Source organism: Rhizobium sp. L1K21 (assembly GCF_024055895.1).
Classification (GTDB): Bacteria; Pseudomonadota; Alphaproteobacteria; order Rhizobiales; family Rhizobiaceae; genus Ensifer_A.
Genome location: NZ_JAMXLE010000001.1, coordinates 2,259,507 through 2,283,608, shown reverse-complemented (window position 1 = coordinate 2,283,608; position 24,102 = coordinate 2,259,507). Strand labels below are relative to the sequence as shown.

At 58.3% G+C, this 24,102-nt stretch carries 27 protein-coding genes; 21 read left to right on the top strand and 6 right to left on the bottom strand.

The window, feature by feature from the left end; genetic code table 11:
* Positions 1-32: 32 nt before the first annotated feature.
* Entirely contained in the window at positions 33-1,928 is a 1,896-nt protein-coding gene (locus NHF56_RS11030; RefSeq protein ID WP_252804260.1) for a hypothetical protein, read from the top strand.
* Positions 1,929-1,935: 7 nt separating this feature from the next.
* Here NHF56_RS11030 and NHF56_RS11025 read toward each other — a convergent pair whose 3' ends face one another.
* Positions 1,936-2,865 (bottom strand): sensor domain-containing diguanylate cyclase, encoded by a 930-nt coding sequence (locus tag NHF56_RS11025; protein ID WP_252804259.1) that lies wholly within the window; start codon positions 2,863-2,865, stop codon positions 1,936-1,938.
* 214 nt (positions 2,866-3,079) lie between these two features.
* On the opposite strand from NHF56_RS11025, the gene NHF56_RS11020 reads away from it, so the two are divergent.
* From NHF56_RS11020 to NHF56_RS10990, 7 genes are all read left to right on the top strand, one after another.
* Positions 3,080-4,084, top strand: coding sequence for an asparaginase (locus NHF56_RS11020; protein WP_252804258.1), 1,005 nt, complete (start codon positions 3,080-3,082; stop codon positions 4,082-4,084).
* An 83-nt stretch (positions 4,085-4,167) separates the two neighbouring features.
* A complete protein-coding gene (locus tag NHF56_RS11015; protein WP_373456273.1) occupies positions 4,168-4,791 on the top strand; it encodes a glutathione S-transferase family protein in 624 nt (207 codons plus the stop codon).
* Positions 4,792-4,886: 95 nt separating this feature from the next.
* Positions 4,887-6,818, top strand: a complete 1,932-nt coding sequence (locus tag NHF56_RS11010) for a hypothetical protein (protein ID WP_252804257.1) — start codon at positions 4,887-4,889, stop codon at positions 6,816-6,818.
* Positions 6,819-7,093: 275 nt separating this feature from the next.
* Complete coding sequence (locus NHF56_RS11005; protein ID WP_252804256.1) at positions 7,094-7,984, top strand: LysR substrate-binding domain-containing protein; 891 nt, start codon at positions 7,094-7,096, stop codon at positions 7,982-7,984.
* Between the two features lie 108 nt (positions 7,985-8,092).
* The gene (locus NHF56_RS11000) at positions 8,093-9,244 is read left to right on the top strand and encodes a cytochrome-c peroxidase (RefSeq protein WP_252804255.1); all 1,152 of its coding nucleotides are present in this window, start codon (positions 8,093-8,095) and stop codon (positions 9,242-9,244) included.
* 178 nt (positions 9,245-9,422) lie between these two features.
* The gene (locus NHF56_RS10995) at positions 9,423-9,809 is read left to right on the top strand and encodes a hypothetical protein (protein ID WP_252804254.1); all 387 of its coding nucleotides are present in this window, start codon (positions 9,423-9,425) and stop codon (positions 9,807-9,809) included.
* A gap of 139 nt (positions 9,810-9,948) precedes the next feature.
* Complete coding sequence (locus NHF56_RS10990) at positions 9,949-10,467, top strand: copper chaperone PCu(A)C (protein WP_252804252.1); 519 nt, start codon at positions 9,949-9,951, stop codon at positions 10,465-10,467.
* A gap of 67 nt (positions 10,468-10,534) precedes the next feature.
* On the opposite strand, the gene NHF56_RS21025 is transcribed toward NHF56_RS10990, so the two are convergent.
* Positions 10,535-11,464, bottom strand: a complete 930-nt coding sequence (locus tag NHF56_RS21025; RefSeq protein WP_252804250.1) for a DUF4189 domain-containing protein — start codon at positions 11,462-11,464, stop codon at positions 10,535-10,537.
* 20 nt (positions 11,465-11,484) lie between these two features.
* Positions 11,485-12,108 (bottom strand): DUF2799 domain-containing protein, encoded by a 624-nt coding sequence (locus NHF56_RS10980; protein WP_252804248.1) that lies wholly within the window; start codon positions 12,106-12,108, stop codon positions 11,485-11,487.
* A gap of 270 nt (positions 12,109-12,378) precedes the next feature.
* Between NHF56_RS10980 and NHF56_RS10975 the strand changes: the two genes are divergently transcribed.
* The 3 genes from NHF56_RS10975 to NHF56_RS10965 all read left to right on the top strand — a co-directional run bounded on the left by NHF56_RS10975 (position 12,379) and on the right by NHF56_RS10965 (position 14,075).
* Positions 12,379-12,789, top strand: a complete 411-nt coding sequence (locus NHF56_RS10975; RefSeq protein ID WP_252804246.1) for a universal stress protein — start codon at positions 12,379-12,381, stop codon at positions 12,787-12,789.
* A gap of 39 nt (positions 12,790-12,828) precedes the next feature.
* Complete coding sequence (locus NHF56_RS10970; protein ID WP_252804244.1) at positions 12,829-13,152, top strand: TraR/DksA family transcriptional regulator; 324 nt, start codon at positions 12,829-12,831, stop codon at positions 13,150-13,152.
* Between the two features lie 239 nt (positions 13,153-13,391).
* The gene (locus tag NHF56_RS10965) at positions 13,392-14,075 is read left to right on the top strand and encodes a hemolysin III family protein (protein ID WP_252804242.1); all 684 of its coding nucleotides are present in this window, start codon (positions 13,392-13,394) and stop codon (positions 14,073-14,075) included.
* Here the strand turns inward: NHF56_RS10965 and msrB are convergent.
* Positions 14,041-14,460, bottom strand: a complete 420-nt coding sequence (msrB, locus tag NHF56_RS10960) for a peptide-methionine (R)-S-oxide reductase MsrB (protein WP_252804240.1) — start codon at positions 14,458-14,460, stop codon at positions 14,041-14,043. The genes NHF56_RS10965 and msrB overlap by 35 nt on opposite strands.
* Positions 14,461-14,691: 231 nt before the next feature.
* Here msrB and mbhE point away from each other — a divergent pair, with 231 nt between their 5' ends.
* The 10 genes from mbhE (at position 14,692) to NHF56_RS10910 (ending at position 22,916) form a co-directional block, all read left to right on the top strand.
* A complete protein-coding gene (mbhE, locus tag NHF56_RS10955; protein ID WP_252804238.1) occupies positions 14,692-17,133 on the top strand; it encodes a hydrogen gas-evolving membrane-bound hydrogenase subunit E in 2,442 nt (813 codons plus the stop codon).
* Positions 17,134-17,143: 10 nt separating this feature from the next.
* On the top strand, positions 17,144-17,563 hold the full coding sequence (locus NHF56_RS10950; RefSeq protein ID WP_252804236.1) for a Na(+)/H(+) antiporter subunit B: 420 nt from the start codon (positions 17,144-17,146) through the stop codon (positions 17,561-17,563).
* A complete protein-coding gene (locus NHF56_RS10945; RefSeq protein WP_252804235.1) occupies positions 17,563-17,940 on the top strand; it encodes a Na+/H+ antiporter subunit C in 378 nt (125 codons plus the stop codon). The genes NHF56_RS10950 and NHF56_RS10945 overlap by 1 nt, the downstream gene beginning before the upstream one ends.
* Positions 17,941-17,961: 21 nt before the next feature.
* Positions 17,962-19,536, top strand: a complete 1,575-nt coding sequence (locus tag NHF56_RS10940) for a Na+/H+ antiporter subunit D (RefSeq protein ID WP_252804233.1) — start codon at positions 17,962-17,964, stop codon at positions 19,534-19,536.
* Complete coding sequence (locus NHF56_RS10935; RefSeq protein ID WP_252804231.1) at positions 19,533-20,006, top strand: Na+/H+ antiporter subunit E; 474 nt, start codon at positions 19,533-19,535, stop codon at positions 20,004-20,006. Before NHF56_RS10940 ends, NHF56_RS10935 begins: the two co-directional genes overlap by 4 nt.
* Positions 20,003-20,335 carry a cation:proton antiporter gene (locus NHF56_RS10930; RefSeq protein ID WP_252804229.1) on the top strand — a complete coding sequence of 111 codons (333 nt, stop codon included), beginning with the start codon at positions 20,003-20,005 and terminating at the stop codon, positions 20,333-20,335. The genes NHF56_RS10935 and NHF56_RS10930 overlap by 4 nt, the downstream gene beginning before the upstream one ends.
* The gene (mnhG, locus tag NHF56_RS10925) at positions 20,332-20,703 is read left to right on the top strand and encodes a monovalent cation/H(+) antiporter subunit G (RefSeq protein WP_252804227.1); all 372 of its coding nucleotides are present in this window, start codon (positions 20,332-20,334) and stop codon (positions 20,701-20,703) included. The genes NHF56_RS10930 and mnhG overlap by 4 nt, the downstream gene beginning before the upstream one ends.
* 263 nt (positions 20,704-20,966) lie before the next feature.
* The gene (locus tag NHF56_RS10920) at positions 20,967-21,392 is read left to right on the top strand and encodes a MucR family transcriptional regulator (RefSeq protein WP_373456297.1); all 426 of its coding nucleotides are present in this window, start codon (positions 20,967-20,969) and stop codon (positions 21,390-21,392) included.
* A gap of 236 nt (positions 21,393-21,628) precedes the next feature.
* Positions 21,629-22,120: a helix-turn-helix domain-containing protein gene (locus tag NHF56_RS10915; protein WP_252804223.1), complete on the top strand. Its 492-nt coding sequence runs from the start codon at positions 21,629-21,631 to the stop codon at positions 22,118-22,120.
* Positions 22,110-22,916, top strand: coding sequence for a DUF6456 domain-containing protein (locus NHF56_RS10910; protein WP_252804221.1), 807 nt, complete (start codon positions 22,110-22,112; stop codon positions 22,914-22,916). The genes NHF56_RS10915 and NHF56_RS10910 overlap by 11 nt, the downstream gene beginning before the upstream one ends.
* A gap of 18 nt (positions 22,917-22,934) precedes the next feature.
* Here the strand turns inward: NHF56_RS10910 and NHF56_RS10905 are convergent, their stop codons facing one another.
* Both NHF56_RS10905 and NHF56_RS10900 read right to left on the bottom strand, forming a co-directional pair.
* Positions 22,935-23,348 (bottom strand): SufE family protein, encoded by a 414-nt coding sequence (locus NHF56_RS10905; RefSeq protein WP_252804219.1) that lies wholly within the window; start codon positions 23,346-23,348, stop codon positions 22,935-22,937.
* Positions 23,349-23,489: 141 nt separating this feature from the next.
* Positions 23,490-23,888 carry a DUF5330 domain-containing protein gene (locus NHF56_RS10900; protein ID WP_252804217.1) on the bottom strand — a complete coding sequence of 133 codons (399 nt, stop codon included), beginning with the start codon at positions 23,886-23,888 and terminating at the stop codon, positions 23,490-23,492.
* Between the last annotated feature and the right edge of the window lie 214 nt (positions 23,889-24,102).

The following is a 24,102-nucleotide window of genomic DNA, read 5'->3' as shown; positions in this document are numbered from 1 at the left end:
CAGCAACCATCACGGAGGTGGTTTTCGACGAGATGAGCAGGGAGATACTGGCAGAGGCAATCGCGGCCTATCAGGCGGGTGACTTTCCCAAAGCCTTGAGTGGGCTTGAGCTTGTGGCAAAGGGCGTAACCGCGCCTGACGCGGGGTTTCTGGCGCTCCTCGGCAATGTGCATTATCGCCTGGGCAACCGCGTGGAGGCTGCGGAAGCTTTCCTCGCCGCCGCCCGCCAGCGCACCGCTGAAGCTTCCCAATATGCCGAACTCGCCGCAAATCTCTTCTTTACCTCAGCGCGTCACAAACCGATTGTCGACAATGCCGAATTCCTGATCGAGGCTGCACCGGCTTCCCCAAGCGTGGCCTATGCGTGCACCAAGGCTCTGTTTCAGGCACGTCAGCGCCACCGGCTGGAGCCGTTCCTGAAATATTTGAACCGCGGCGATGATGCCCATGTGGGCCTGCTTGTGCAATGTTATCGCGTGCAACAAAGGCTCGAGGATCTGATCGCGGAACTGAAAGCCATTCTGGCGGCCGATCCGGGCCGCGATGGCGTGCGCATGCTGCTCTATTTCACCGCCCAGGATGCCTGCGATTTTGCCCTGCAGGCGGAGCGTGACGCCTATCTGGCTGCATTGGAAAAACAGGCTTTTGAGGCCTTTCTGGCCTTTGAGCCCCTACACGGGCGGCTGTTTCGCAGTGAAGACGAGCGCGTGAACATCTTGCCTGCCCAGCAATATGCGCATTTGAATGCGCAAAAGCGCGACCGTGCGCAGCGCCGCGCTTTCTCATCGGCGCAAGCGCGTATTTCCGTCGGCTATCTGTCCAACGATTTCCACAACCACGCAACCATGGTCCTGCTGGGCGAGGCGCTTCATCATCATGACGAAAGCCGTTTCGACATTTCGCTTCTCTGCTTTACGCCGGATAATGCCGCTGTCGATCAGGCCAACTGGCCGGACAAGCTGCGCAAGTGGATTGTCCCGGTTGGTGATCTCAGCGATCAGGCGACGGCACAGCTGATTGCTTCGCGTGATATCGATATATTGGTCGATCTGAAAGGCCACACGCTTTCGGCGCGCCCCGGCATTGTCAATCTCTCGGACGCGCCAATCAAGGTGTCCTATCTCGGTTTCCCCGGCTCCATTCCCGAACTTGATTACGATTATATCCTTGGCGACCGCATTGTAACGCCGGATGCCTTCAAGGACGTTTATCCTGAAAAGCTCTGCCGTCTGCCCGATAGCTATCAGTGCAACAATTCCACCTGGCGGCAGACACCCAAAGCCGCATCGCGCGCCGACCACGGCTTGCCGCAAGAGGCTTTCATATTCGCCTCCTTCAACCAGGCGATCAAGATCACCCGGCGCACGGTGGAATTGTGGTCGCAGATCCTGAACCGCACACCCGGCTCGCTCATATGGCTGATGGCAGGTGGTGATCTGCGCCGGGCGAACCTGACGGCTGAATTTTCAAGGCATGGCGTTGCGCCCGAGCGTATCATCTTCACCAACAGCGTTTCCTTTGCCGATCACAACAACCGCATACCGCTCGCTGATCTGGCGCTCGACACGTTCCCCTGCAACGGCCACACCACGACATCCGACATGTTATGGGCAGGCTTGCCGGTGGTGACGTCTCTGGGAACCGGCTTTGCCTCGCGCGTCTCGGCCAGTCTGTTGAACGCCGTCGGGCTGAGCGAACTGGTGACGGACAGTGACGAGGATTTTGTGGCTCTTGCAACTGCGCTTGCTGACGACGCGCCGCGCTTGAAGGCCCTACGGGACCATCTCTCCCTAAACCGCATGCGCCTGCCGCTTTTCGACACGCCACGCTTTACCAGAAATCTCGAGAGAGCCTATGAAATGATGGCCGTGCGTGCACGCACAGGCCTTCCCCCCGATCACATTGATGTTCCAGCTGTGGATGCCTGACAGAGGCTCACCCGCAGCGGCTGCAGTTTCGGCCGTCCCGCTTGGCCTGATAGAGTGCAGCGTCGGCACGGCGGATAAACCCTTTCAGGCTATCCCCGTCATAAGAGGCAATGCCGCTGGAAAACGTGTATTTGATGGAAAGGCCCGATATCGGTTTGGCCACAATCTCGCTGCGGATGCGGTCAACGATCGAAAGCGCCTCCGCCTCACCCGCACCCGGCATGATGAGGATAAACTCTTCGCCGCCAAACCGTGCGAACATATCCGAGCGGCGCAGCTGCCAGCTGGCAGTCACGGCAAAATGGCCCAAGACCTCATCGCCGCCATCGTGACCCTGCGTATCATTGATCGCCTTGAAGTGATCAAGGTCGATAATGGCGACAGACAGGGGGCGTTTGCTCGTCTGCGCCTTGCGGATTTCCGCGTCGAGCATCTTCAATGCCGCGCGGCGGTTGTAGATGCCGGTCAGCACGTCGGTTTCGGCATCCTGCTGGGCAAGGTCGCGTGAGATGGTCAGCTTTTGTTCATTGGTCTTGAAAGCTGTAATTTCGGTCAGGAAGTTCCACACCCAGGCGCCGCCCACCACTGTCTCGTTGACCAGAAACCAGCGCCCGTTGGTTAGGTTCAGCTCGTAGACGCGGTGGCGCAGCTTGCGCCGCTCCGCCATTGCGGATTGCAATTCCGCCTGTAAATCCCGATGCATTTGCGGCCCGCTGCCGCTTGCATGCCAGTGATGGACGAGCTCCGAATAGGTCTCCACATGCGCCGGCACATCCAGAAGGTCGCGATAGGCATCGGATATGTAGGCAATCTCATCTTCAGGCGAGAAGAGCACGGCAGGCATGCCGCTGGCATTGAGCCCCGCTTCCAGCAGTTGATCGGCCAGTGGAAGTACGATGTGGGTGTCGGCGGCGCGTCTCTTTGAGTTTTCCTGCATGGCTGATGCGACCCATCACGTGGTTTTTCGCTCTCGAAAATTGCATCAGGTAATGTAAAAACTGCTAAAATTGCAGTCCCCATAACTGCCCGCCTGCGGTAACGAAACGTTAACATCTGGCCGGCCTCGCCTTGCAACACCTGCTGGCAAGATTTTTCTTGCCACCGCACTACCGATTAAAGCATAGAGCGGCCATGTCGGAAGGAATGGAAAAATGACAAATCCCGTGCTCGTCGAAGTCACCCGTGGCCCTCTCGTGGAAAGCCGTCACCGCGGCCAGATTGCCGTTGTCGATGGCGATGGTGCACTGGTTCTTGCGCTGGGCGATGTGGAAAGCCCCGTCTATCCGCGCTCCTCGTGCAAGGCCATGCAGGCTCTGCCGCTGGTGGAAAGCGGTGCCGCGGACGCTTATGGTTTTGGCAACAAGGAGCTTGCCCTTGCATGCTCCTCCCATTCCGGGGAGCCGGAACATGCAGCCCTTGCGCTTTCCATGCTCAAGGCCGCAGGGCGCGGCGAGGAGACACTGGAATGCGGCTCGCATTGGGCTTTCCAGCAGCCGGTTGCGCTTCAGCAGGCCCGCGCGATGGACAAGCCGACGCCGATCTACAACAATTGCTCGGGTAAACATGCAGGCTTCATCTGCACCTGCTGCCACAATGGCGATGACCCTGAGGGCTATATCGCTGCCGAACATCCCATCCAGCGCGAAATCCGCGCCACGATGGAAAGCCTGACTGGCGCGCAGCTGGGCGGGGACGTTTGCGGCATCGACGGTTGCTCCATACCGACCTATGCCGTCCCCTTGAAATCGCTGGCCCACGGATTTGCGAAAATGGCGACCGGCACGGGGCTGGCGCCGCAGCGCGCGAAAGCCGCAAAACGCCTCATGGACGCCTGCATGGCCGAACCCTTCTTCGTTGCCGGAACCAGGCGCGCCTGCACCGAGATGATGAAGATTGCGCCCGGCCGTATCTTCGCCAAAACAGGCGCTGAAGGCGTTTTCGTTGCGGCAATCCCCGAACAGGGCATTGCCATGGCCATGAAATGCGAAGATGGCGCATCGCGCGGTGCCGAAAGCATGGTCGCCGGCATGCTGGCGCATTATTTCAAGGCCGAGCCGGATATTGCCGAACCCCTGATGGCGATGGCCAATTACCGGATGAAAAACTGGAACGGCATGGATCTCGGTGAAGTGCGCGTCACCGGCCTGCCGGCGTGACCATCACTTCGCCCATCAAAATTTGTCATTTGCCAATGCGTCAGGCTTCGGTTTCGATGGCGGTCTGAAACGCGGAGAGGATCATGACAATGAAGTTCTATTTCGGGCGGGGCACGGTCGCGCTCGCCAGCCTGATCGCCCTTGAAGAGACAGGCATCACCTATGAGCCGGTGCGCCTCGATATGGCCGCCGGTCAGCAGCGCTCGCCAGACTATCTGGCAATCAATCCCAAGGGGCGCGTGCCGGCACTCGTGACCGATCAGGGTATTTTGACCGAGACACCGGCACTTCTCGTCTATATCGCGCAGCTTGCGCCCGAAAAGAAGCTCGCGCCGCTTGACGATGCTTTCGCTTTCGCCAGATTGCAATCCTTCAATTCCTACCTCTGTTCCACCGTTCACGTGGCGCATGCGCACAAGCTGCGCGGCAGTCGCTGGGCAGACCAGGAAAGCTCGTTTGAGGACATGCGCAACCGCGTGGCCGGCAACGTGACCGAATGTTTCAGCCTGATTGAGAGCGAAATGTTTATCGGGCCGTGGGTGCTGGGCGATCAATACAGTGTTGCCGACGCTTATCTCTTCACCGTGGCGGGCTGGCTTGCGGGCGATGGTGTGGATGTCAACCAGTTTCCTGCCATCGCGGACTTCGTGGCCCGAATGCGCGCGCGTCCGGCGGTTGCAAAGGCGGTTGCCCTGGAAAACGCCTGAGCGGTTCGAAACGCTTTCGCTCATCATAAAAAGCCTCGTGCAAGACTTTCGCTTTATGCCCTTTCACAGGGTCTCAGGCCCGGTGGGAGAGCGAAATGTACGAGGCGCTTAAAAAGGCATTGGAAGATTTCAAGGCTGGCCGGTTCGAAGCGGCGCATGAAGGCTTCAATGCCTTGCCGGCGGCCGCGCGCGAAACTGAGCCGGCCCTGGTGCTTCTCGCCAACCTGCATGCCAAGGCGGGCAGACCGGCAGAGGCTGGTCTCGCCTTCCTCAAGCTCTGCGCCTTGCCGGCAGCGGCAGTCGGCAATTATGCCCGAATGGCGGTTAAGCTGCTCTCTCAGACAGGTGAGGGCGCTATTGTGGCCACCAATGCCGAACGGCTCTTGCGCGCCGCAGAGGGTGACGCCGATACCTGCGCCGCCATTCTGGCTGCCTGCGAAGCAGCAGGCCGTTACCGCGAATCAGCCGGCCATGTCGGGCGCCTCGACCTCTCCAATCCGCATCAGGCCATGCTGGGCCTCAGATTGTTGCGGGCTGCCGAGCGGCATAACGATGTTATCCCCTTTCTCGACAAGGTGCTGACCTTCCGCCCCGACGACGGCCTTTTCAACGCGGAGCGTTTTTCCGAGGCGCTGAATTTCTGTCACTTCGACGTGGCGGAGGAATGCGAGGCGGCAATTCTCGCCGCTGATACGCCACGCGGGCGCAACATGAGCGCAGCCGAAGCGATGCATCGCAGGCTGCTCTGGTCGGATGATCCAGCCTATATGAATGCACCCGCGCTCGAAAAACGTTTGATCGAAGTTGAGACCGGTGGAGCCATGCCGCCGCCGCGCCGGCCCATATCGGCAACGGGCGAAAAGCTGCGCATTGCCTACCTTTCCAACGACTTCTACAGCCATGCAACCATGACCCTCATGCGGCAGGTTCTGCTGGAGCACGATCGCGGACGCTTTGATATTGGACTTTTCTGCTATACCGAGCCTGCCAAGGCCGTTCAGCAAGCCGATTGGCCCGCCGCGCTCAGAAATGAAATCATCACCATTGCAGCCCTGAGCCATCAAGAAGCCGCAGCCCGGATTTCCGAGTGGAGAGCCGATATTCTCGTTGATCTGAAGGGTTTTACCGGCGGCGCAAGGCCGGCGATTGTGAAGCTTTCCGATGCGCCGATCAAGGCGGAATGGCTGGGGCATCCAGGCTCGGTCCCGTGGATTGATCTGGACTATTGCATCGCAGATCCCGTGGTCGTCCCGCCGGGTGCAGAGGGCTTCTTTGAAGAGAAATTGTGCCGCCTGCCGGAAACCTATCAGCCCAATGATGCGGTTTCGAGGCCCTTGCCAATCCCGCAAAATCGAGCCGACCACGGTCTGCCGGAGGGCGCATTCGTCTTTGCAAATTTCAACAGCGCCGCCAAGGTCACGCGCCGGATGATTGCCCTATGGGCGAGCCTTCTGCGCGAAACACCAGGTTCGGTGTTCTGGTGCCTTGCCCCATCCGAACCGGCTCTGGGCAATATCAAAAAGGCCTTTACCGATCATGGCATCGCCGCTGACCGGCTGACATTCGCGCCACCAATGGCCTATGCCGATCATATCAATCGCATCCCGCTTGCCGACCTGGCAGTCGATACTTATCCCTGTGGTGGTCACACCACCACGTCCGACATTTTGTGGGCAGGTCTGCCGGTTCTGACGCTCGCCGGAAAAGGCTTTGCCGCCCGCGTTTGCGCAAGCCTCCTGACGGCCATCGGCGCGCCGGAACTGATCGTCGAAACCGAAGAAAACTATGTTCGTGTCGCTCTTGAACTGGCGCGCGACCAGAGCCGTCTTTCGGCCTTGCGCAGCCGTATCGTCGATAACCGCTTCAAGGCGCCACTATTCGACAGCGAGCGCTTCACCCGCCATTTGGAACAGGCCTTTGAGGCGATGGCCGAGCGTGCCCGTGCTGGCCTCAAACCTGATCACATTCACGTGCCGGCGCTTGCCCCGCGCGAAGGAAGCTTTTCTGCGTCACGCCAGCGGTTCTAACCGAAGACAATCTGTCACGCGCCGGCAAGATCGGCATGGGCAGGTCGCCCAACCCGCGGGCATCCATTTTCGCTATATCGGGATGGCGCAACGGATCGTCGAAATAGGTGATCGTATCAAGTTTGAACGCATCGTCGCACGGCTTGAAAAGATTTAAGAAAAACTTCAAAGAGCGCATCGTAGGAAGGTCTCCTGTTTGTTGAAAATCAGGAGATACAAAGGAATTCCCCTTCCATTCAATTGAGATTGCCTCTCATCTGATATAGAAAATCTATATGAGCGAACTGAACCGCATACATCTGAATGGCCTGCGTGCCGTTGAAACGGTCTACCGGCTGGGCTCGCTGCAGGCGGCCGCCGATGCGCTGGGCGTGTCTCCCGGCGCGGTCAGCCAGCAGATCATCCGCACGGAATCGCAATTGGGCCAGCCGCTTTTCGAGCGCACGCCCAAGGGCCTCAAGCCGCTTGATACGGTGGTGCCGGCACTGCAACGCATGACGGACGCATTCGACATGCTGGCATCAGCCACCGCCATGGCCCGCCACCGCGACGACGATATCCTCACGGTCTCGATTGCCCCCATTTTCGCCGCCCGCTGGCTGGTCCACCGCCTGCCGGATTTTCTGGAGAAAAACCCCGGCATCCGCTTGCGCTTTGATGCAGTCGACGGGCTGGTCTCCTTTACCGGCAGCGATATCGATGCGGCCATCCGCTACGGTCCAGGTGGCTGGCCGGGCGTCGATGCGGACCTGCTTTTCGAGCAGGATATCTTTCCCGTTTGCGCGCCGGCACTCGCTAAAACCTTGAAAACACCGGCAGACCTTGCCCGCGTGCCGGTCCTCGTTGACGACAATTGGCACTTCGGCTGGGAAACCTGGATGGAGCCCGCCGGCATTGCCGACCTGCCGCTAAGGCGCGGCCCGAGCTTTTCCAATGCCTCACTCTGTCTCGATGCAGCCATCAGCGGGCAGGGCGTGGCGCTGACCTGGGATATTCTTGCGCAATACGCGCTGGACAACGGCCAGGTGGTCGAGCCCTTCCATGTGCGCGTCAAATCCGGATGGGCCACTTATTTCGTGACTCCCCAGGGCAAACGCCTGCCCAAATCGGTCAATCTCTTCCGGGATTGGCTGAAAGCGGAATTGAAGCTGGCCGGCAAAGGTTAAACTGCCCCCGGCCGGTTTGCGCTATCTCAAAGATAAATGTGTCATCGGCGCTATGTATAGATCAAAACGCATGTCAGCGGACCTGCGGAAAGGATTGGGTTTGTTCGTATGAAAAAAACAGTGTCTGTCTCGTTCGTGTGTCTCGCAATCGCCTTGGCAGCGCCGGTCGCCGGCGAGGAGGCCGACAATGGCGAAGACAATATCGCCGTGCTCGGACAGATGCTGTTCAATGACGTCAATCTTTCCAAAAACCGGACGCAGGCCTGCGCCACCTGCCATGCGCCGGATATGGGTTTTGCCGATCCCCGTGACGGCGCGCCGGGCAGGGCGGTATCGCTTGGCGATGATGGCCATTCGCTCGGCAGCCGCAATGCCCCGACTGCAGCCTATGCCGCGCATGTGCCGCCCTTTGGAAAAGACGCCGTGGGCAACTGGATCGGTGGCCTGTTTCTCGATGGCCGCGCTCATAGCGGTCTTGAAGATCAGGCGGGCGGTCCCCCGTTGAACCCGGCTGAAATGGGCATGCCCGACAAGGCGGCTGTCGTTGAGCGTCTGAAGGAGAATGACTATTATGTGGACGGCCTGAAAGCAGCTTTCGGGGACGCTATCTTCGATGACACTGATGCGGCCTTTGCAGCCATGGCTAAGGCCATCGCCGCGTTTGAACGGAGCGCTGAATTTTCCACCTTCGATTCCAAATATGACCGCTACTTGCGCGGTGAGGAAAAGCTCACGGATCAGGAGGAATTGGGCCGCGTGCTATTTGCCTCCACCCAATTCACCAATTGCAATGTCTGCCATGCGTTGAAAGGCGAACGGGGATTGCAGGATTCGGTCTTTTCCAACCACCGCTATTTCAACATCGGCGTGCCTGCCAATCCTGATCTGGCTGCGACTGAGGCAGACCCGGGCCTTGGCGGCGTGTTGCAGGGCGCAGACGCGGCAGCAGAGCGTGGCAAGTTTCGTGTGCCCACCCTGCGCAATGTCGCCGTCACCGGACCTTACATGCACAACGGTGTCTTCAAGGATCTGCGCACTGTCATCCTCTTTTACAACAAATATAACAGCATCCGCAAAAGCCGGCAGATCGATCCGGAAACCGGCAAGCCTTGGGCTGCGCCGGAGGTGGCCGATAACATTGCCATGAAGGAGTTGCAGGACGGTCCCGCTTTGGGTGATCAGCGCATCGACGCATTGGTCGCGTTCCTCAAAACGCTGACGGATCGCCGATACGAGCATCTTCTTGACGTGGAAAAATGAGCACGGCCAAGTTGCCGCATTGACCGTGAAACGACACTTGTCTACCAGTTCTAAAGCATAATTCGACCGGAGTGAAACGAGGATCGATAAAATTATGCTTTATAAATAAGCGGTGAGAGTGCCGACCTGATTCAATCAGGTCGAATGGCGCTCTCACGAACGGCCTTGATGGAAGAGCATGAAACAATTTGGCAGAAAACTGGGACTGACGCTGCGCATCATTTGCGCGCTGGCGCTCCTGTCCATTGGTTTTGCCCAGGTGGCACAGGCCGGGAACCGCGTGGTTCCGGCTGCCGAGCTTGCACTTTACGTTCTTCCCGACGGCAGTCTTCCTGATCTGTGCATCACCATTCCCGACGGTTCGGGTGGTGGCAAGATCGTCCGGCTGGGCAGCGACACGATGGGCGCGCTTCATGCGCATCCGTTCATGCCCCCTGAACAGGAAACCGGCGCGCGTGTGCTTCTGGCTGGCGCACGTCTTCTGCCGGTGCAAATTGCGCCTGTGTCGCGCCATCTTTACAGACCGGGCAGCGGCCCGCGGGCGCCACCCGCTTTCCTCTCTTAAATCTGAACCCAAAACAACACATGCGGACCGGTCGCTGGATGCGGTTCCGCTGGTCAGAGGCACGGAAAACCCGCCCGAAGGAAGAGCGGCAGCCCGGAGCCGACGACCATCAGATAAACAATTTGAGAGGACACTCCATATGAACATTTTTGCCAAAATCGCCGCTGCCGCTGCTCTTGCCGCCTTTGCCGTCGCACCGTCTTTCGCCCACGAATTCAAGGTCGGCGATCTTGAGATCATCCACCCCAATGTTCGCGCCACGGTGCCGGGCGCCAAGGTCGGCGGCGGTTTCATGACCATTTCCAACAATGGCACGAGCGACGACCGGCTCGTCTCCGTCACCGCACCGGATGTGTCCGACGATGTGCAGCTTCATGAAATGACCATGGAAAACGACGTCATGAAAATGCGTCAGCTGGCTGACGGCATTCCGCTGCCTGCCGGTGAAGTCACCGAGCTGAAGCCCGGCGGCCTGCATGTCATGTTCATGAACATCAAGCACCAGTTCAAGGAAGGCGAGATGATCAAGGGCACGCTGCATTTCGAAAAGGCAGGCGATGTGGATGTGGAATTCTCGGTCGGCCCGGCTGCCGGTGGCGAGATGAAGCACGACAACATGAAGATGGGTGACATGAAGGGTGGCAAGGCGAGCAACTGATTGCCAATCGCCTGAAACATGAAGATTGAAAAAGGGCGGCCTAGGTCGCCCTTTTTATGTGGGCCTCTCAGTTGCGGCAGTAGGAGTAGCCGATTGTGCAAGTGCCGCCGTTAGACCCCGCCTGACAATGGCTGCGGGCCTGCATCTCGGCTGCATTTTTGCTTTGGCCTGCGCCATACCAATAACTGTTTCCGACGCTGGCAACAGCCTGACAGGCTTCCTGTGTTACATTGGTCACCCGGCAGGAGGCGTCGCCGCAAAACTGCATTGAGCGCATTTCTGCCTGCTCGCGGGCCATATCTGCCCCATGTCCGATTTGACCGTTGGCACCGATGGAAAACGCCATCCAGCCGGGACCGTCACGTCTGCTGCCGGAAACGGTTGGGCAGGCGGTGTAGATGCCACCGATAAAACCGCCATCCGAACACATGATGCCGCCCCATTGAAAGCCGCGCGTGCCGTTGCGCAACTGCACTTCAAACCAGTCGTAACCATCCATGCTCACGCCGGTATTGCGCAGGATCATGAGCGGTGTATTGGCCGCAGCACTTCCCACCTGCCGATAATTCAAACCCGGTCCGGCGCGCAATTTTCCGCCCAGCGAAGCGCCGGGCGTATTGGTTTCCGCACCAATCCGTGGCGGGGCAGTTTTTGCGCCCGCGTCGGCCACCTGCCTGCAGGAGAATTGCTCGCTGCTCAGCATCAGAACCGGTGGCGGATCGCCCATGATATCGCGCCCGAATTCGGGCGGAAAGAACTGCACCGCTTCGACACCCGTGGGATCGTCCCACACGCCGTCCTGATTGCGCTTCAGCGAAACCGTGCCGCTATCGCTTTGAAAGACGCTTTGTTCCGAATCAGAAGACAGCGTCACCGAGAGGTTGAGGCCCGCACGCCTGTCGCCGCAGTCGAAACTCCGGGTCTGACTGGCCTGTGCGGCCGTTGTTGTCACACTGGCGCAAAGGCCCAGTGCGGCAGCATATAGGATTGCTTTCACTTCCACCTCCCGGATTGTCGTCAATAGTAGCGGCCTGGAAGCCTCTGGTTCGGATCGTTGCGGAACCAGTCGATGTCGCGGTCGATCTGGCCTTGTTCGTAGCGCAGATTGTCAATCCGCCGCTCCAGATCGCGGATCTGCAGCTCCTTGTCATGGATCTGATCGCGGTAGGTGAGTTTCTTCCCATTGTCCGTTTCGGCGCTTTCGGCGGCCTGCAGCCGGGATATGTCAGACCTGAGGAAACTGATGCGGTTTTGATTGCTGTCGATATCGCGGCCCTTGGAATAGGATGCCCGGCCAAGCGTGTAACCGCGCAGGAAGCCTTCAGACGTTTCCGGCGGGCAGACATTGGCATAGCTCTTTCCGGCCTGTCCGGCGGCAAGTCCGCTCATTGGGGTGCAGTAATTCACCAACCCGCGGTCATAGCCTTGCCGCCACACGGTCTGGTCCGGTGCAATGCCGATTCGCGCGCAGGCTTTCACGTGCTGGGCAAAGCGGTCCTGCGGATCGTAACCCGCAGAGCCATCGTTCTCGCCAACCACCTGCCAGTCAGCGATCTGACATTCCTCCTTGGTCATGGATTGGCAGGAGGACAGCGCGCCAAGGAGAAGCACTGAAAAAGCGAAGGAAAGAATAAGTCTCATATTTGACCCCGATGATCTGCAAGTGCTCAGCGCGCGATCGCCCATATCGCCCAACCGCCGCCGTTTATAGCAACATTTGTTCGATCCGTTCATCGGCCAATTTTGGGCAGATTGCAATTATCCTTCCGCGCGCGCGAGACCGTTGTCGCTTTACTGAACTTGATTTCAATCAATGCAGGGCCCTGCAGGAAGCGCGAGTTTGAGAGCAAGGAAAGGCGCTGGATTGAACAGGCAAGGGGCTCTCTCAATCACGGCGAAAGAGGAAGCACGATGTACAAGAAGATTATTGTTCCCGTTGATCTCAGCCAGGAGGAAAAGGGCAGAAAGATCGCCCGGAAGGCCGTTGAACTTCTGGATGAAGGCGGCGAAATCGTCCTGTTGAACGTGGTCGAGGACGTGCCCGGCTATCTGGCGATCGATCTTCCTGCAGACGTTGTCGAAAAGACCCGCACCAATGCGGTGGACGCGCTGAAAGCCATGCGTGCGGAACTTTTTCCCTCTGCCCGCGTTGAAGTTCGTGTGGGAGCGCCCGCGCGCAACATTCTCGCATCCGCTGCAGAAAACGAAGCCGACCTGGTGATCGTTGCCTCCCATTGCCCGGATTTATCCAACTATCTCTTGGGTTCCACAGCCGACCGCGTGGTGCGTCACGCCAAGATTTCGGTGCTCGTGGATCGCTGAAAATAACCCCCGACAGGGGACAAAGGAGAGGAGCTGCCAATGGACAATATTGCAGTCTACGAAAACAAACTGAAGGCCCGCCATGCCGAACTGGACAAGCGTTTGCACAAGATCGAGACCGATCTCGATCAGACGCCCAACCCCGATAGCGAAGAACGCGCCACCGAACGCGAAAATGACGAGGTTCTCGAAGGTCTCGGCGTGCAGGGCCAGACCGAACTGAAGGCCATTGAGGCTGCCCTCAAGCGCATTGAAGATGGTACCTATGGCACCTGTGTGCGCTGTGGCAACGAAATTTCCGCCGAGCGGCTTGACGCCGTGCCACACGCAGCCCTGTGCAGGGACTGCATGAGCGGAAGCTAAGAACACTTATCCGGCAGGGAAAGGCCGGATAGGCGGCTGGCGCTGAAAAAGCGACGGCCAGAGCCGGGCGTGTGGGGACTCGCCCGGCTTTTTTTATAGCGTTTTGCCCCGTTACAGCGGAGAAACGAAATGTGATCCCGATTTTGGCCGCTTTTTCCGATTCTGCTTGCTACGCTTCATAAAACTTTTAACCCTGCAAATCATTCTAGACGGGTAGGCGTTACCAGCAGCGATCGATTATGGATTATAAGAAGTTCACGCATTTCAGATGGAATTACGACCGGCATGAGATCATTGCCGATGGCATCGTTCACGGGATCGGCATTGTCGCCGCGCTGATTGGCGTGACGGCATTGATTTTCTACGCATTTGTGTGGGGTTCCGCCGGCGATGTTGCAGCCGCCTGGATCTATGGCATCGGTCTGGTCGGTGCGCTGTCAATTTCGTTTACCTACAATATCTGGCCTGTATCGCAAACCAAGTGGATCCTGCGCCGGTTCGATCACTCTGCGATCTTCATACTGATTGCCGCAACCTATACGCCCTTTCTCATGCGCGCTGCCGACGACTGGCGCTTGATCGCGCTGCTGGTCTTCATCTGGACGAGCGCCATTGGCGGCATTTTGTTGAAGTTCTTCTTTCCGGGTCGTTTCGACCGCGCAGCGATTGCGCTTTATCTGGCCATGGGCTGGTGCGGTGTTCTTGCCGCCGGTCCGCTGTGGGACCGGCTGGCAACGCCGACCATGGTGCTGATCATCGTCGGCGGTGTGATCTATTCACTCGGCGTCATTTTCCACGTTTGGGAAAAACTCCGCTTTCAGAACGCCATCTGGCACGGCTTTGTGGTCAGTGCCGCAGCCGTGCATTATGCAGCGGTGTTTACCGCCATCAGCCTGCAGCTTCCACTGCCTCAAATTTCATAGCCGTGCCGTTCAGGCAGTAGCGCAATCCCGTGGGCGGCGGTCCATCGGGAAAGACATGACCCAGATGCGCATCGCATTTCGCGCAACGGATCTCGGTACGAACCATGAAATGCGACCGGTCTTCATATTCATTGATCGCATCGGGTGAGACGGCCTTGAAAAAGCTCGGCCAGCCGCAGCCCGCATCGAATTTGGTGTCCGATAGAAACAGCGGATTGCCGCAGCACACACACGAATACATGCCCGGCTTGAACGTGTCCCAATAAGGGCCGGTGAAAGGCCGTTCGGTGCCGGCCAGCCGTGTCACCTGATATTGTTCGGGCGTCAGCAGCGCGCGCCATTCATCGTCACTCTTGGTCACCACGGGTACGATTTTTTCTGCCATTTTTCTCTCCGGCTTTTTGTTTCCTGAAGATAGGCGTCCTTGACCACCCCTTCAATAAGGCATGCTCTTCACATCTGCTTTACTGGCAAAGGCTGAAAAAGAACCTTGAAAAACCTTGCCAAAATGCCGCGCTGTCCGCTTAGGCCTTGAGGATTGGGATTCTTTATCCTATCTGGAGAGAGGCTTTGGCGAAGCGCGTGGCCACAAAGATAACAATAGAGGGAAACAGGCATGACGATGGATGTCACGGCCATGACATTTTTGATGCTCGTCCTGCCTTTTGTTGCCGCCCTTGTCGCACCGCCATTGACGCGGGCGCTCGCTCAGAATGCGGCCTGGCCGCTGGCTCTGGCTCCGGCAGCCATCTTCATCTATTTCGCCCGTTATATTCCAGCCGTTTCCAATGGCGACGTCATCCAGGGCGGCTTTGCCTGGGTGCCGCAATTCGATGTCACCTATTCCTGGATCATCGACGGCCTTTCGCTGACCTTCCTGCTGCTGATCAGCGGCATTGGAACGCTCATTGTGATTTATTCGGGCGGCTATCTGAAGGGCCACCCACAGCAGGGGCGCTTTCTTTCTTTCCTCTTGATGTTCATGGGCGCAATGCTGGGCATTGTCGTTTCCGACAGCTTCCTCATGCTCTTCATCTATTGGGAATTGACATCGATCACGTCCTTCCTGCTGATCGGCTTTGACCATAAGCGCGAGGCATCGCGCCGCGCCGCACTTCAGGCACTGGTTGTCACCGGTGGCGGCGGTCTTTTCCTGCTGGCAGGCCTTTTGCTCATCTGGCATGTCACCGGCATTTCCTCGCTTTCGGCGCTGCTTGCAAGCGGCGACATGATGCGCGAAAGCCCTTATTATCTGGCAGCCCTCATTCTCGTTCTGGGTGGCGCCTTCACCAAATCCGCACAGTTCCCGTTCCACTTCTGGCTTCCCAACGCCATGGAAGCGCCAACGCCGGTTTCCGCCTTCCTGCACTCGGCCACCATGGTCAAGGCCGGCGTGTTTCTGATCATGCGCCTCAATCCCGTCTTCGGCGATACGGGGGTGTGGGAAACAGTCCTGCCGGTCTTCGGCGGGCTGACGCTGCTGATTGGAACCTTCATCGGCTTGCGTCAGACCGATTTGAAGCTGACGCTTGCTTACACAACCGTCGCCTCGCTTGGCCTGCTGGTGATGATGACCGGCTTTGGCGCAGAAGGCGCAGTGGAAGCTGCCGTTCTCTATCTCATCGCCCACTCGCTCTTCAAAGGTTCGCTCTTCATGGTCGCGGGCGGCGTGGACCACGAAGCTGGCACACGCGATGTGACCCGTTTGAGCGGACTTGGCAAATTCATGCCGATCACCTTTGCCGCGGCCATGCTTGCGGCGCTCTCCATGGGGGGGCTGCCACCCTTCGTGGGCTTCCTGGCAAAGGAAGAGATCTATTATGCGCTCGCCCACGGCGACACTTGGGATATTGTCTTCACCGTGGTTGCGATTGCCGGCAATGCCATGATGTTCGCGCTCGCATTCGGTGTTGCGCTACGCCCATTCATCGGCGAGCCCTGCGTGGTGCCGGGTCCGCATCACGCCCATTCAAGCGAGCATGAGGAAGATACGGCCGCGGGCTCCGATCACGGCGACAAGTCGCACACGGTTCACGAAGCGCCGCTGATGCTGTGGCTTGGCCCAGTTGTTCTCGCCGTTGCGGGCGTGCTGGCTGGCATCTTCTCAGGCACCTTCCACACCCTGTTTTCCTCTCCGATGTCTTCTGCCATTGTCGGTGCGCCTGTCACGCTGGAAATTTCGGCAATCCCGCATATTTCCCTGCCGTTCCTTTTGTCCATCATCACGGTGGCAATCGGCATTGTCATGTACCTGGCCGCCGACCGGCTGCGCACGCTGGCCGATAACACGCTGACGGCCATCGGCTGGGGGCCCGATAAAGGGTTTGACCAGTTCATGCGCGGCGTGGTGCGGCTTTCCCATCGCGTGACGCTCACCCTGCAGCCCGGCAAGCTGGAAATTTACGTCACCCTCAGCTTTGTCTTTGTTGCCGCGATCCTGCTTGTGCCGATGACCGTCTACGGCGAGTGGCCTGACATGCCGGCATGGCCGAGCATGATGTTCCACGAGGTGATGATCTTTGCCATCGCCATCATCGGCCTCTTTGCCGTGGCACTTGCAAAGGGCAGGCTCACCGCCATCGTGTCGCTCGGCATTCAGGGTTTTGCCGTCGCCGTCATCTTCATGCTCTATGGTGCGCCGGACCTCTCGTTCACCCAGTTCATGGTGGAAACGCTGTCTGTGGTCATCCTGGCCCTGGTCATGACCCGGCTGAACCTGCAGCCGACGGACCACCGCCCGGCAGTGCACCGCATCATGGACGCCTCCATTGGCGCTGCCTGCGGCCTCGGTTTCGGTGCGATGCTGCTGAAATCCACCCAGGTGCCGTTCAACACGATGCTCACCGAATTCTTCAACGCCTATTCCAAGGTAATCGCCCACGGCCACAACGTGGTGAACGTCATTATCGTGGACTTCCGTGCAACCGATACGCTCGGCGAAATCGCCGTTGTCGTCGTCACGGGTCTTGCCATCCTGGCGCTCATCCGCATTCGGGTGCCAAGCGCCAAGCCGCCATTGAAAGACAACCCGGCCGAAGCCGCACCGGAAACGCAATAAGGGGACGTTCATGAACACGCTGATCTTCAGAACGATGGCACCCTATCTGACCGCGCTCATGGTGCTGTTTTCCGTTTTCGTGCTGCTGCGCGGCCACAATATGCCGGGTGGCGGCTTTATCGGCGGGCTGATTGCCGCCTCCGCATTCGCCATTCAGGGCATTGCCGGCGGTGTGGCCGCGGTGCGCCGCGCACTGTGGTTTCACCCCATGGCCATTTCGGCAGCCGGGCTGTTCTTTGCAGGTTTCGCCGGTCTCATGTCGATCCCCTTTGAGGTACCTTTCATGACCGCGCTGTGGGTATTTCCGAAATTTTTCGGCACCGAAGTCGCTCTGTCCACGCCACTCCTGTTCGACATCGGGGTCTATCTGGTTGTCACCGGCTCGATCACCTCGATTGCGCTCGCCCTGGAAGAAAGGGAGGATCTGTAATGGAAGCCGTCTTTGCTGTCGTTGTCGGCATCTTTTTCGCCTTCGCGATCTATCTGATGCTGTCCAAGCACACGATCCGCATCCTGCTCGGCGTGGCCATCATGGGCAATGCCGTCAACCTTTTGCTTTTTGCATCTGGCCGCATCACCAAGGAAGTGCCGCCGATCATTCCCCCCGCTGGCGATATCCTGGGTGCGGGCGCGGCAAACCCGCTGCCGCAGGCCCTCATTCTCACCGCGATCGTGATTTCGTTTTCCTTCTTCGCCTTCCTTCTGGTTCTGGCCTACCGCGCCTATCAGGACCTGAACACCGACAACACCGACGAAATGCGGCTTGCAGAGCCGGAAGACCAGCCGCTTCCGCCGCTCGGCTATTGAACAAGAGGTAACAGGTAACATATGGCAGCCGCAACGAGCCTTCCCGAAGCCGAACTTGCCAAGGCACTGGTCATGGAGCCGGTCGAGCCCTCCCATTGGCTCATCATTCTGCCGATCGCGTGGTGCATCATGTTTGGCGCGGTGTTGATTGCCTTGCGCAAGAGCACCGACCGGCAGCCGCTGATCGCCTTGCCTGGGCTTGGCGGGCTTGTTCTCATGACCGGGCTTCTCTTGAAGGTCGTCGTTGATAATGGACCCATCACCATGACGATGGGACGCTGGCTGCCACCATTCGGCATTGCCTTCACTGTCGATATCATGGGCGCGCTGTTTGCCTTTGCCGGCGCCATCGCAGCGCTTGCCGCCGGCATCTATGCGCTGAAGGAAGTGGATAGTTCCAGCCGCCGCTATGGCTTCTACCCCTTTCTTCTGTTGATGATGGCCGGTGTGACCGGCGCCTTTCTCACCGGCGATATCTTCAACTTGTATGTCTGGTTTGAGGTGCTGCTGATTGCATCCTTCGGCCTGTTGATCCTGGGCTCCGAACACGAGCAGATCGACGGCGCGATGAAATATGCCATCCTCAATCTGATGGGCACGACGCTGTTTCTGATTGCGACCGGCTATCTCTATTCGATCTTCGGCACGCTCAACATGGCCGATATTGCGGTCCGCTCGAAAGAAATGACGGACGCAGCACCGCTGATGACGCTGGCCAGCCTTTATCTTTTGGCTTTCGCCATGAAGGCTGCGGCTTTCCCGGTCAATTTCTGGCTGCCCGCATCCTATCACACGCCGCGCGTGGCCGTCGCCGGCGTCTTTGCCGGCCTGCTCACCAAGGTGGGTGTCTATGCACTCATCCGCACGCTGATCATGCTCCTGCCCGCCGGCCACCGCGAACTGGGTTTCGTATTGGAGCTCGTGGCGGCCTCGACCATGATTGTCGGCGTGCTTGGCGCTCTGGCGCAAAACGACGCGCGGCGCATGTTCGGTTATCTGGTGATATCGGGCATTGGCGTCATGCTTGCCGGTATTGCGCTTGGCACGCAGGACGCCTTGTCCGGTGCCGTCTTCTACGCGCTGCACTCAATGATTGCCATGCTGGCGATTTACCTGCTCGGCGGCGTCGCAAACAAGCTGAGCGGCACCCATGAACTGTCCTGGATGGGCGGCCTTTATGGCAAGAGCCCGCTGTCGGCGGTCTTTGCTCTGGCGATCTTTTTCTCCATTGCCGGGCTACCGCCCTTTTCCGGCTTCTGGCCCAAGGTCATGCTGGTCAAGGCCTCATTCGAAAGCCAGGATTGGTGGCTGGCCGGCACCATCTTGCTGACCGGCTTTCTCACCACCATCACGCTTGGCCGTTTCTTCGCGCTTGCATGGTGGCGACCGGGTCTGGCAGGGCAGGCGGGCGAAACCTTGCCGGCGAAAATGGACACATCCGCCATGATTGCCGTGGCCGCCCTTGTGGTTGTCATCACCGGTTTTGGCGTCCTGCCGAATGGCCTGATGGCGTTGACCGACAAGGCCGCAGAAGGCGTGCTCAATCCGGCAGCCTACATCCAGTCCGTTTTTCCTGAAGGAGCGCCCGAGCAATGATGATCTTTGTCATCAACGTCATTTTCGCCCTTCTCTGGGCAGCCGTCAGCGGGTCTTTCACGCTGCTGAACCTCGCATTCGGTTTCGTGCTCTCGGCGATTGCCCTTTATCTCCTGCGTGAGCAGACGGGCGGCACCGGCTATCTCTTCCGGGCGCGCAGGATATTGTCACTGTTTCTGTTGTTCATGAAGGAACTGGCGCTGTCGGCCTGGAAAGTGGCTACACTTGTGCTGTCGCCGACCATGAACCTGAAGCCGGGCATCTTTGCATTCCCGCTCACCGTCGACCGCGATTTCGAAATCACGCTTCTGGCCAACATGATTACGCTCACACCGGGCACGTTTTCCGTTGACGTATCCGATGACGGGCGTTTCCTCTATGTCCATGCCATCGACTGCTCGGACAAGGAGGCGGCCATTCGCGATATTCAGAACGGTTTCGAGCGCAAGATTTTGGAGGCATTCCGATGATTGATGCCCTGGTCATCGTCGATTACGCGACGAATTTCGCGCTTGTGACGCTCACGCTCGCCTTTCTCATCAGCGTGATCCGTGTCATTTTGGGACCAACGCTCGCCGACCGGGTGGTGGCACTCGACATGCTGGTGGCGATTGCCATCGGGTTCATCGCGGTCATGGCCACCAAGACCGGCTACCATCTCTATATCGATATCGCCATCGCGCTGAGCCTCGTGGGCTTCCTGGCCACAGTGGCGCTCGCACGCTTTGTGGTCACCCGTGGTGCACGGGTCAAAGGGCCTGTCAAGAAAGGCCCCAGTCGCAGAAAGGCACAGCTATGATAGAGTTTCTGCTCGAAATCGCAGCGGCTGTTTTGCTGGTGGTTGGCGCGCTTTTCGCGCTTGTTGCAGCCTTTGGCATCATTCGCCTGCCGGATGTCTATACCCGCATGCATGCTGCGGCCAAAGCCGGCACTGTGGGCTCGGGCCTTCTGCTTCTGGCCACAGGGCTGGAATCGCAGGATCCCGCCATTTTTGCCCGCGCCATCGCCGCTTTTGTTTTCTTCATTCTCACAGCGCCCGTTTCGTCGCATCTCTTGGCGCGCGCAGCCCACCGGGCTGGCTGTGAAATGGCCGCGGTGACGGTACGGGACGATCTCGCTGAAGACGATTTGGCGCATACAAAAAAGAAACCAAATCAAACAAATTGAACAATCTAGAACATTTCTACTGGACTTTTCGGGTGCCGGTGGTAGGTCAGTATTGCTTCCTTTGTTTGTTGATTTGAAAAGGTCAAGCAGAGCATTGGTGGACGTATATCGAATAAAATATAGATATATTTTCACTGTCGGAAGACCAGTTCCCATCGAAGAAATTGCTTATGGATCGCCCCGCCTTTTTTAAGCGATATTTGTAAGTATTAATAGGAACGAGATGCGAATTGGTAGTTTAAGACGAGGAGAATAAGAAAATGATGGATACGCCTGAAAAGGCTGATGGCAACCTTTTGGTAGAACTTACCGCAGATATTGTTGCAGCTTATGTAGGAAACCACATGGTCCCCGCCGTGGATATTCCGAAGCTGATTTCCGATGTACACGCCGCTCTGATTGGCACGGCAAACCCTACGGCTGTCGTTGCTGCTGCGGAAAAGCCGAAACCAGCCGTTTCTGTGCGCCGGTCGGTGCAGGATGATCAGATCACGTGTCTTGAATGCGGCGGCTCGTTCAAGTCACTGAAGCGTCATCTGATGACCCATCACGGTCTGACGCCGGAAGAGTATCGCGAAAAGTGGGATTTGGCTGTGGATTACCCCATGGTCGCGCCCGCCTATGCCGAAGCACGGTCCCGCCTGGCAAAGGAAATGGGGCTCGGTCAGCGTCGCAAACGCGGAAAATAAACCTTCGCGCGTATTAAACGCACGCATTGAGAATAAAAAAGCGGGCTGCGGATTGCGCGGCCCGCTTTCGCGCATCCGGAGAGATGCTTCGAAAACGAGGAAAAAAATCCTAGAAAAATTCCGTCTTTTCACGGAAAATGCAGCAAAAACAATGCTGGGTTGTGGCGAAGCGCTTTATTTCATCCCCGCATTTCCTTAGGCGTGTATGAATTAATTCCTATCATAAGGAGTCATTCATGCATTTTCATAACGAACCGGCGTCGCCTCCATTCGATGTCCCGAAAAACACTGTCGTCCCTGGTGAAGAGCAGTTCAGGGGCGAGGCACGCAAGCGCCAGGCCTGGCGGACGGGTGCATCTGATGAAGCGATGGATGCGGCCACGGCCCATCGCATCAAGCTCAGGGTGCAGCCTGCGTGTGACGCCGTGCAGCTCTTGACCGATGAAATGATCCGGCTGGCCGGTGGCGCGACCCCAGGTAAAACGATCGATCGCCGCCGCCGTTGCCACACACGCCAGATCGCCATGTATGTCTGCCATGTCGCGCTCGGCATGACACTGACCGATATCGGCCTCGGCTTCGGACGCGACCGCTCAACGGTTGCGCATGCCTGCGGCGTGGTGGAAGACCGTCGCGACGACCGCCTCTACGACGAGTTTGTCGCCACACTGGAGCGCATTGTGGTTTCCGCAACAGCCATCGGGCAGGGGGCCTGCCATGATGTCTGAGCTCGGAACCGCCCGCAATGGCAAGGCACTGGCGTCGCTGCTTCGTCTTGCTCTGAAATCGCCACTGGCTATTGCCGAGCCGTCCTCAGCTCAATCTGCACTGACGTTACAAAATGCAGATGGAAAGATCGTCATCGCCGCAAGCCTTCTCAGACAGGCTGCTCAGTCCGGCTTGCTGCGCCAGGTGGCGGGCAAGGTCGTTGCCACCAGTGAGGGGCGCGCGCATTTGAAACGCTATCTGGCCGCCCCGGACGAAGGGTTCGTTGCCCAGCACGGCGAACTGGCGACGACCCTGCTGCGGGAAGAGGAGGAAGAACGTCCCGTTCGTGTCAATCTGGAACACTCCCCGCTTTCCAGTCTGGCACGGTTGAAGGACAAGACGGGCTCAGCCTTCCTGCCGCCGGAAGCGCTCTCGGCGGGTGAGCGCCTGCATGCCGATTTCACCCGCGGCCAGCTTCAGCCGCGTGTCACACAGACCTATGAACCGCGTCTTTCCTCCAAAACGAAGGGCGCACGTGGCGGCATGGAGGCGCTTTCCGACAGCGCCATGGCTGCCCGCATGCGCGTGAACCGCGCCCTTGATGCGCTGGGTCCGGAATTGTCAGGCGTTGCCCTTGACGTGTGCTGTTTCATGAAAGGATTGGAAACCGTGGAGCGTGAACGGCAATGGCCGGCCCGCTCGGCCAAGCTCATGCTGCGGGCAGCGCTTCTCGCCCTTGATCGCCACTACCAGCCGCCAAAGCGCAACACGCCCATGCGGCATTGGGGCGAAGACGGTTTCCGTCCCAGCCTGTGAGGGCATGACTCTGCCGTTTTACGCAAATGCCGCCGCTTCGTCCTTGATGCGGCGGATCATCAAGCGCAGCCCATTGGCGCGCTGGGCGGACAGATGCTCCATCAGCCCGATCTTGCCGAACACATCCTGTGCATCCGTCTCGGCGATTTCGGACGCCTTGTGGCCGGAATAGATCGCAAGCACGATCGCCACCAGTCCGCGCACGATATGCGCGTCGCTGTCGCCCTGAAAGGTAATCACCGGATCGCTGACATCCTCGGCATGCGATACCAGCCACACCTGGCTTGCACAGCCCTGAACCTTGCTTTCCGGCGTTTTCAACGCTTCGTCCATGTCGGGCAGGTCCTTGCCGAGCTCGATAATATAGCGGTAGCGGTCTTCCCACTCATCGAGAAAGGCAAAGTCATCAATAATCTGTTCAATCGGCGTCATGGTTCCGTCCGGCTGTTCTCGTTGACCCCTATATAGAGAGGATCGGCAGAAATTGAAAACGATTGGACAAGAAAAACGCCGTGAAGACGAGCTTCACGGCGGTCGCAAAATGCGAGTTCAGGCAGGGAATGGCGGTTGTCTTCAGTTGGAAGGATCGGGACGCGCGGTCGGAATAGGGATAACGGTGGCTGTGGTGATGGGGTCAGCGCTCGTCTTGGCAACAGCCGCAACGGCAGCGTCCTTCACCTGTGTCACCGTTGTGTCACCGAGGTTCTCATCGATCAGCTTGTAGGCAACACGCGCGCCCTCCTTGGCGCGGTAGCCGAGCGCATTCAGCGCTTCGCCGCCCTTTTCGCAAACGGCAGGCCGGTCGGCGCAGATCTTCGTCATGTAATTGATGGCACCGGCTGCGGCCAGCACCGCATCCATGGTCTCGACCTGCGGCGCATTTTCCAGCGCCTTATCGGCATCGTCATCGAAAAATGGCAGGAACACCAGAACGACTGCAAACCAGAACGCTGTCTTGATCAGAAACCGCATTGCTTCAACCCGTTATTTCCATCCGGTCTTGTGCCGGAATTGTTGCTGCCCGTTTTGGGCTTGTTGAAGGCGAATCTACGACGGGCATGCAAAAAGCCGATTAGAATGATTGCTCGGTTTCGAGACAAATTTATCTAAAATGCAATCAATCCCGGCGAAACGGGAATTTGCGTCGTATTTTAGCAATCGGCGTTAATCATTGTGACGACTGCGG

Excerpts from the sequence above, each read along its gene's own strand:
- NHF56_RS11005 (WP_252804256.1), top strand. The coding sequence starts at position 7,094 with ATGAGCGAACTGAACCGCATACATCTGAATGGCCTGCGTGCCGTTGAA.
- NHF56_RS10900 (WP_252804217.1), bottom strand. The coding sequence starts at position 23,888 with ATGCGGTTTCTGATCAAGACAGCGTTCTGGTTTGCAGTCGTTCTGGTG.
- NHF56_RS10940 (WP_252804233.1), top strand. The coding sequence starts at position 17,962 with ATGGCAGCCGCAACGAGCCTTCCCGAAGCCGAACTTGCCAAGGCACTG.
- NHF56_RS11010 (WP_252804257.1), top strand. The coding sequence starts at position 4,887 with ATGTACGAGGCGCTTAAAAAGGCATTGGAAGATTTCAAGGCTGGCCGG.
- msrB (WP_252804240.1), bottom strand. The coding sequence starts at position 14,460 with ATGGCAGAAAAAATCGTACCCGTGGTGACCAAGAGTGACGATGAATGG.
- NHF56_RS11020 (WP_252804258.1), top strand. The coding sequence starts at position 3,080 with ATGACAAATCCCGTGCTCGTCGAAGTCACCCGTGGCCCTCTCGTGGAA.
- NHF56_RS10970 (WP_252804244.1), top strand. The coding sequence starts at position 12,829 with ATGGACAATATTGCAGTCTACGAAAACAAACTGAAGGCCCGCCATGCC.
- NHF56_RS10990 (WP_252804252.1), top strand. The coding sequence starts at position 9,949 with ATGAACATTTTTGCCAAAATCGCCGCTGCCGCTGCTCTTGCCGCCTTT.
- NHF56_RS10915 (WP_252804223.1), top strand. The coding sequence starts at position 21,629 with ATGCATTTTCATAACGAACCGGCGTCGCCTCCATTCGATGTCCCGAAA.
- NHF56_RS10965 (WP_252804242.1), top strand. The coding sequence starts at position 13,392 with ATGGATTATAAGAAGTTCACGCATTTCAGATGGAATTACGACCGGCAT.
- NHF56_RS11025 (WP_252804259.1), bottom strand. The coding sequence starts at position 2,865 with ATGCAGGAAAACTCAAAGAGACGCGCCGCCGACACCCACATCGTACTT.
- NHF56_RS10975 (WP_252804246.1), top strand. The coding sequence starts at position 12,379 with ATGTACAAGAAGATTATTGTTCCCGTTGATCTCAGCCAGGAGGAAAAG.
- mbhE (WP_252804238.1), top strand. The coding sequence starts at position 14,692 with ATGACGATGGATGTCACGGCCATGACATTTTTGATGCTCGTCCTGCCT.
- NHF56_RS10920 (WP_373456297.1), top strand. The coding sequence starts at position 20,967 with ATGGATACGCCTGAAAAGGCTGATGGCAACCTTTTGGTAGAACTTACC.
- NHF56_RS10980 (WP_252804248.1), bottom strand. The coding sequence starts at position 12,108 with ATGAGACTTATTCTTTCCTTCGCTTTTTCAGTGCTTCTCCTTGGCGCG.
- NHF56_RS11015 (WP_373456273.1), top strand. The coding sequence starts at position 4,168 with ATGACAATGAAGTTCTATTTCGGGCGGGGCACGGTCGCGCTCGCCAGC.
- mnhG (WP_252804227.1), top strand. The coding sequence starts at position 20,332 with ATGATAGAGTTTCTGCTCGAAATCGCAGCGGCTGTTTTGCTGGTGGTT.
- NHF56_RS11000 (WP_252804255.1), top strand. The coding sequence starts at position 8,093 with ATGAAAAAAACAGTGTCTGTCTCGTTCGTGTGTCTCGCAATCGCCTTG.
- NHF56_RS11030 (WP_252804260.1), top strand. The coding sequence starts at position 33 with ATGAGCAGGGAGATACTGGCAGAGGCAATCGCGGCCTATCAGGCGGGT.
- NHF56_RS10950 (WP_252804236.1), top strand. The coding sequence starts at position 17,144 with ATGAACACGCTGATCTTCAGAACGATGGCACCCTATCTGACCGCGCTC.
- NHF56_RS10995 (WP_252804254.1), top strand. The coding sequence starts at position 9,423 with ATGAAACAATTTGGCAGAAAACTGGGACTGACGCTGCGCATCATTTGC.
- NHF56_RS10905 (WP_252804219.1), bottom strand. The coding sequence starts at position 23,348 with ATGACGCCGATTGAACAGATTATTGATGACTTTGCCTTTCTCGATGAG.
- NHF56_RS10935 (WP_252804231.1), top strand. The coding sequence starts at position 19,533 with ATGATGATCTTTGTCATCAACGTCATTTTCGCCCTTCTCTGGGCAGCC.
- NHF56_RS10930 (WP_252804229.1), top strand. The coding sequence starts at position 20,003 with ATGATTGATGCCCTGGTCATCGTCGATTACGCGACGAATTTCGCGCTT.
- NHF56_RS10945 (WP_252804235.1), top strand. The coding sequence starts at position 17,563 with ATGGAAGCCGTCTTTGCTGTCGTTGTCGGCATCTTTTTCGCCTTCGCG.
- NHF56_RS10910 (WP_252804221.1), top strand. The coding sequence starts at position 22,110 with ATGATGTCTGAGCTCGGAACCGCCCGCAATGGCAAGGCACTGGCGTCG.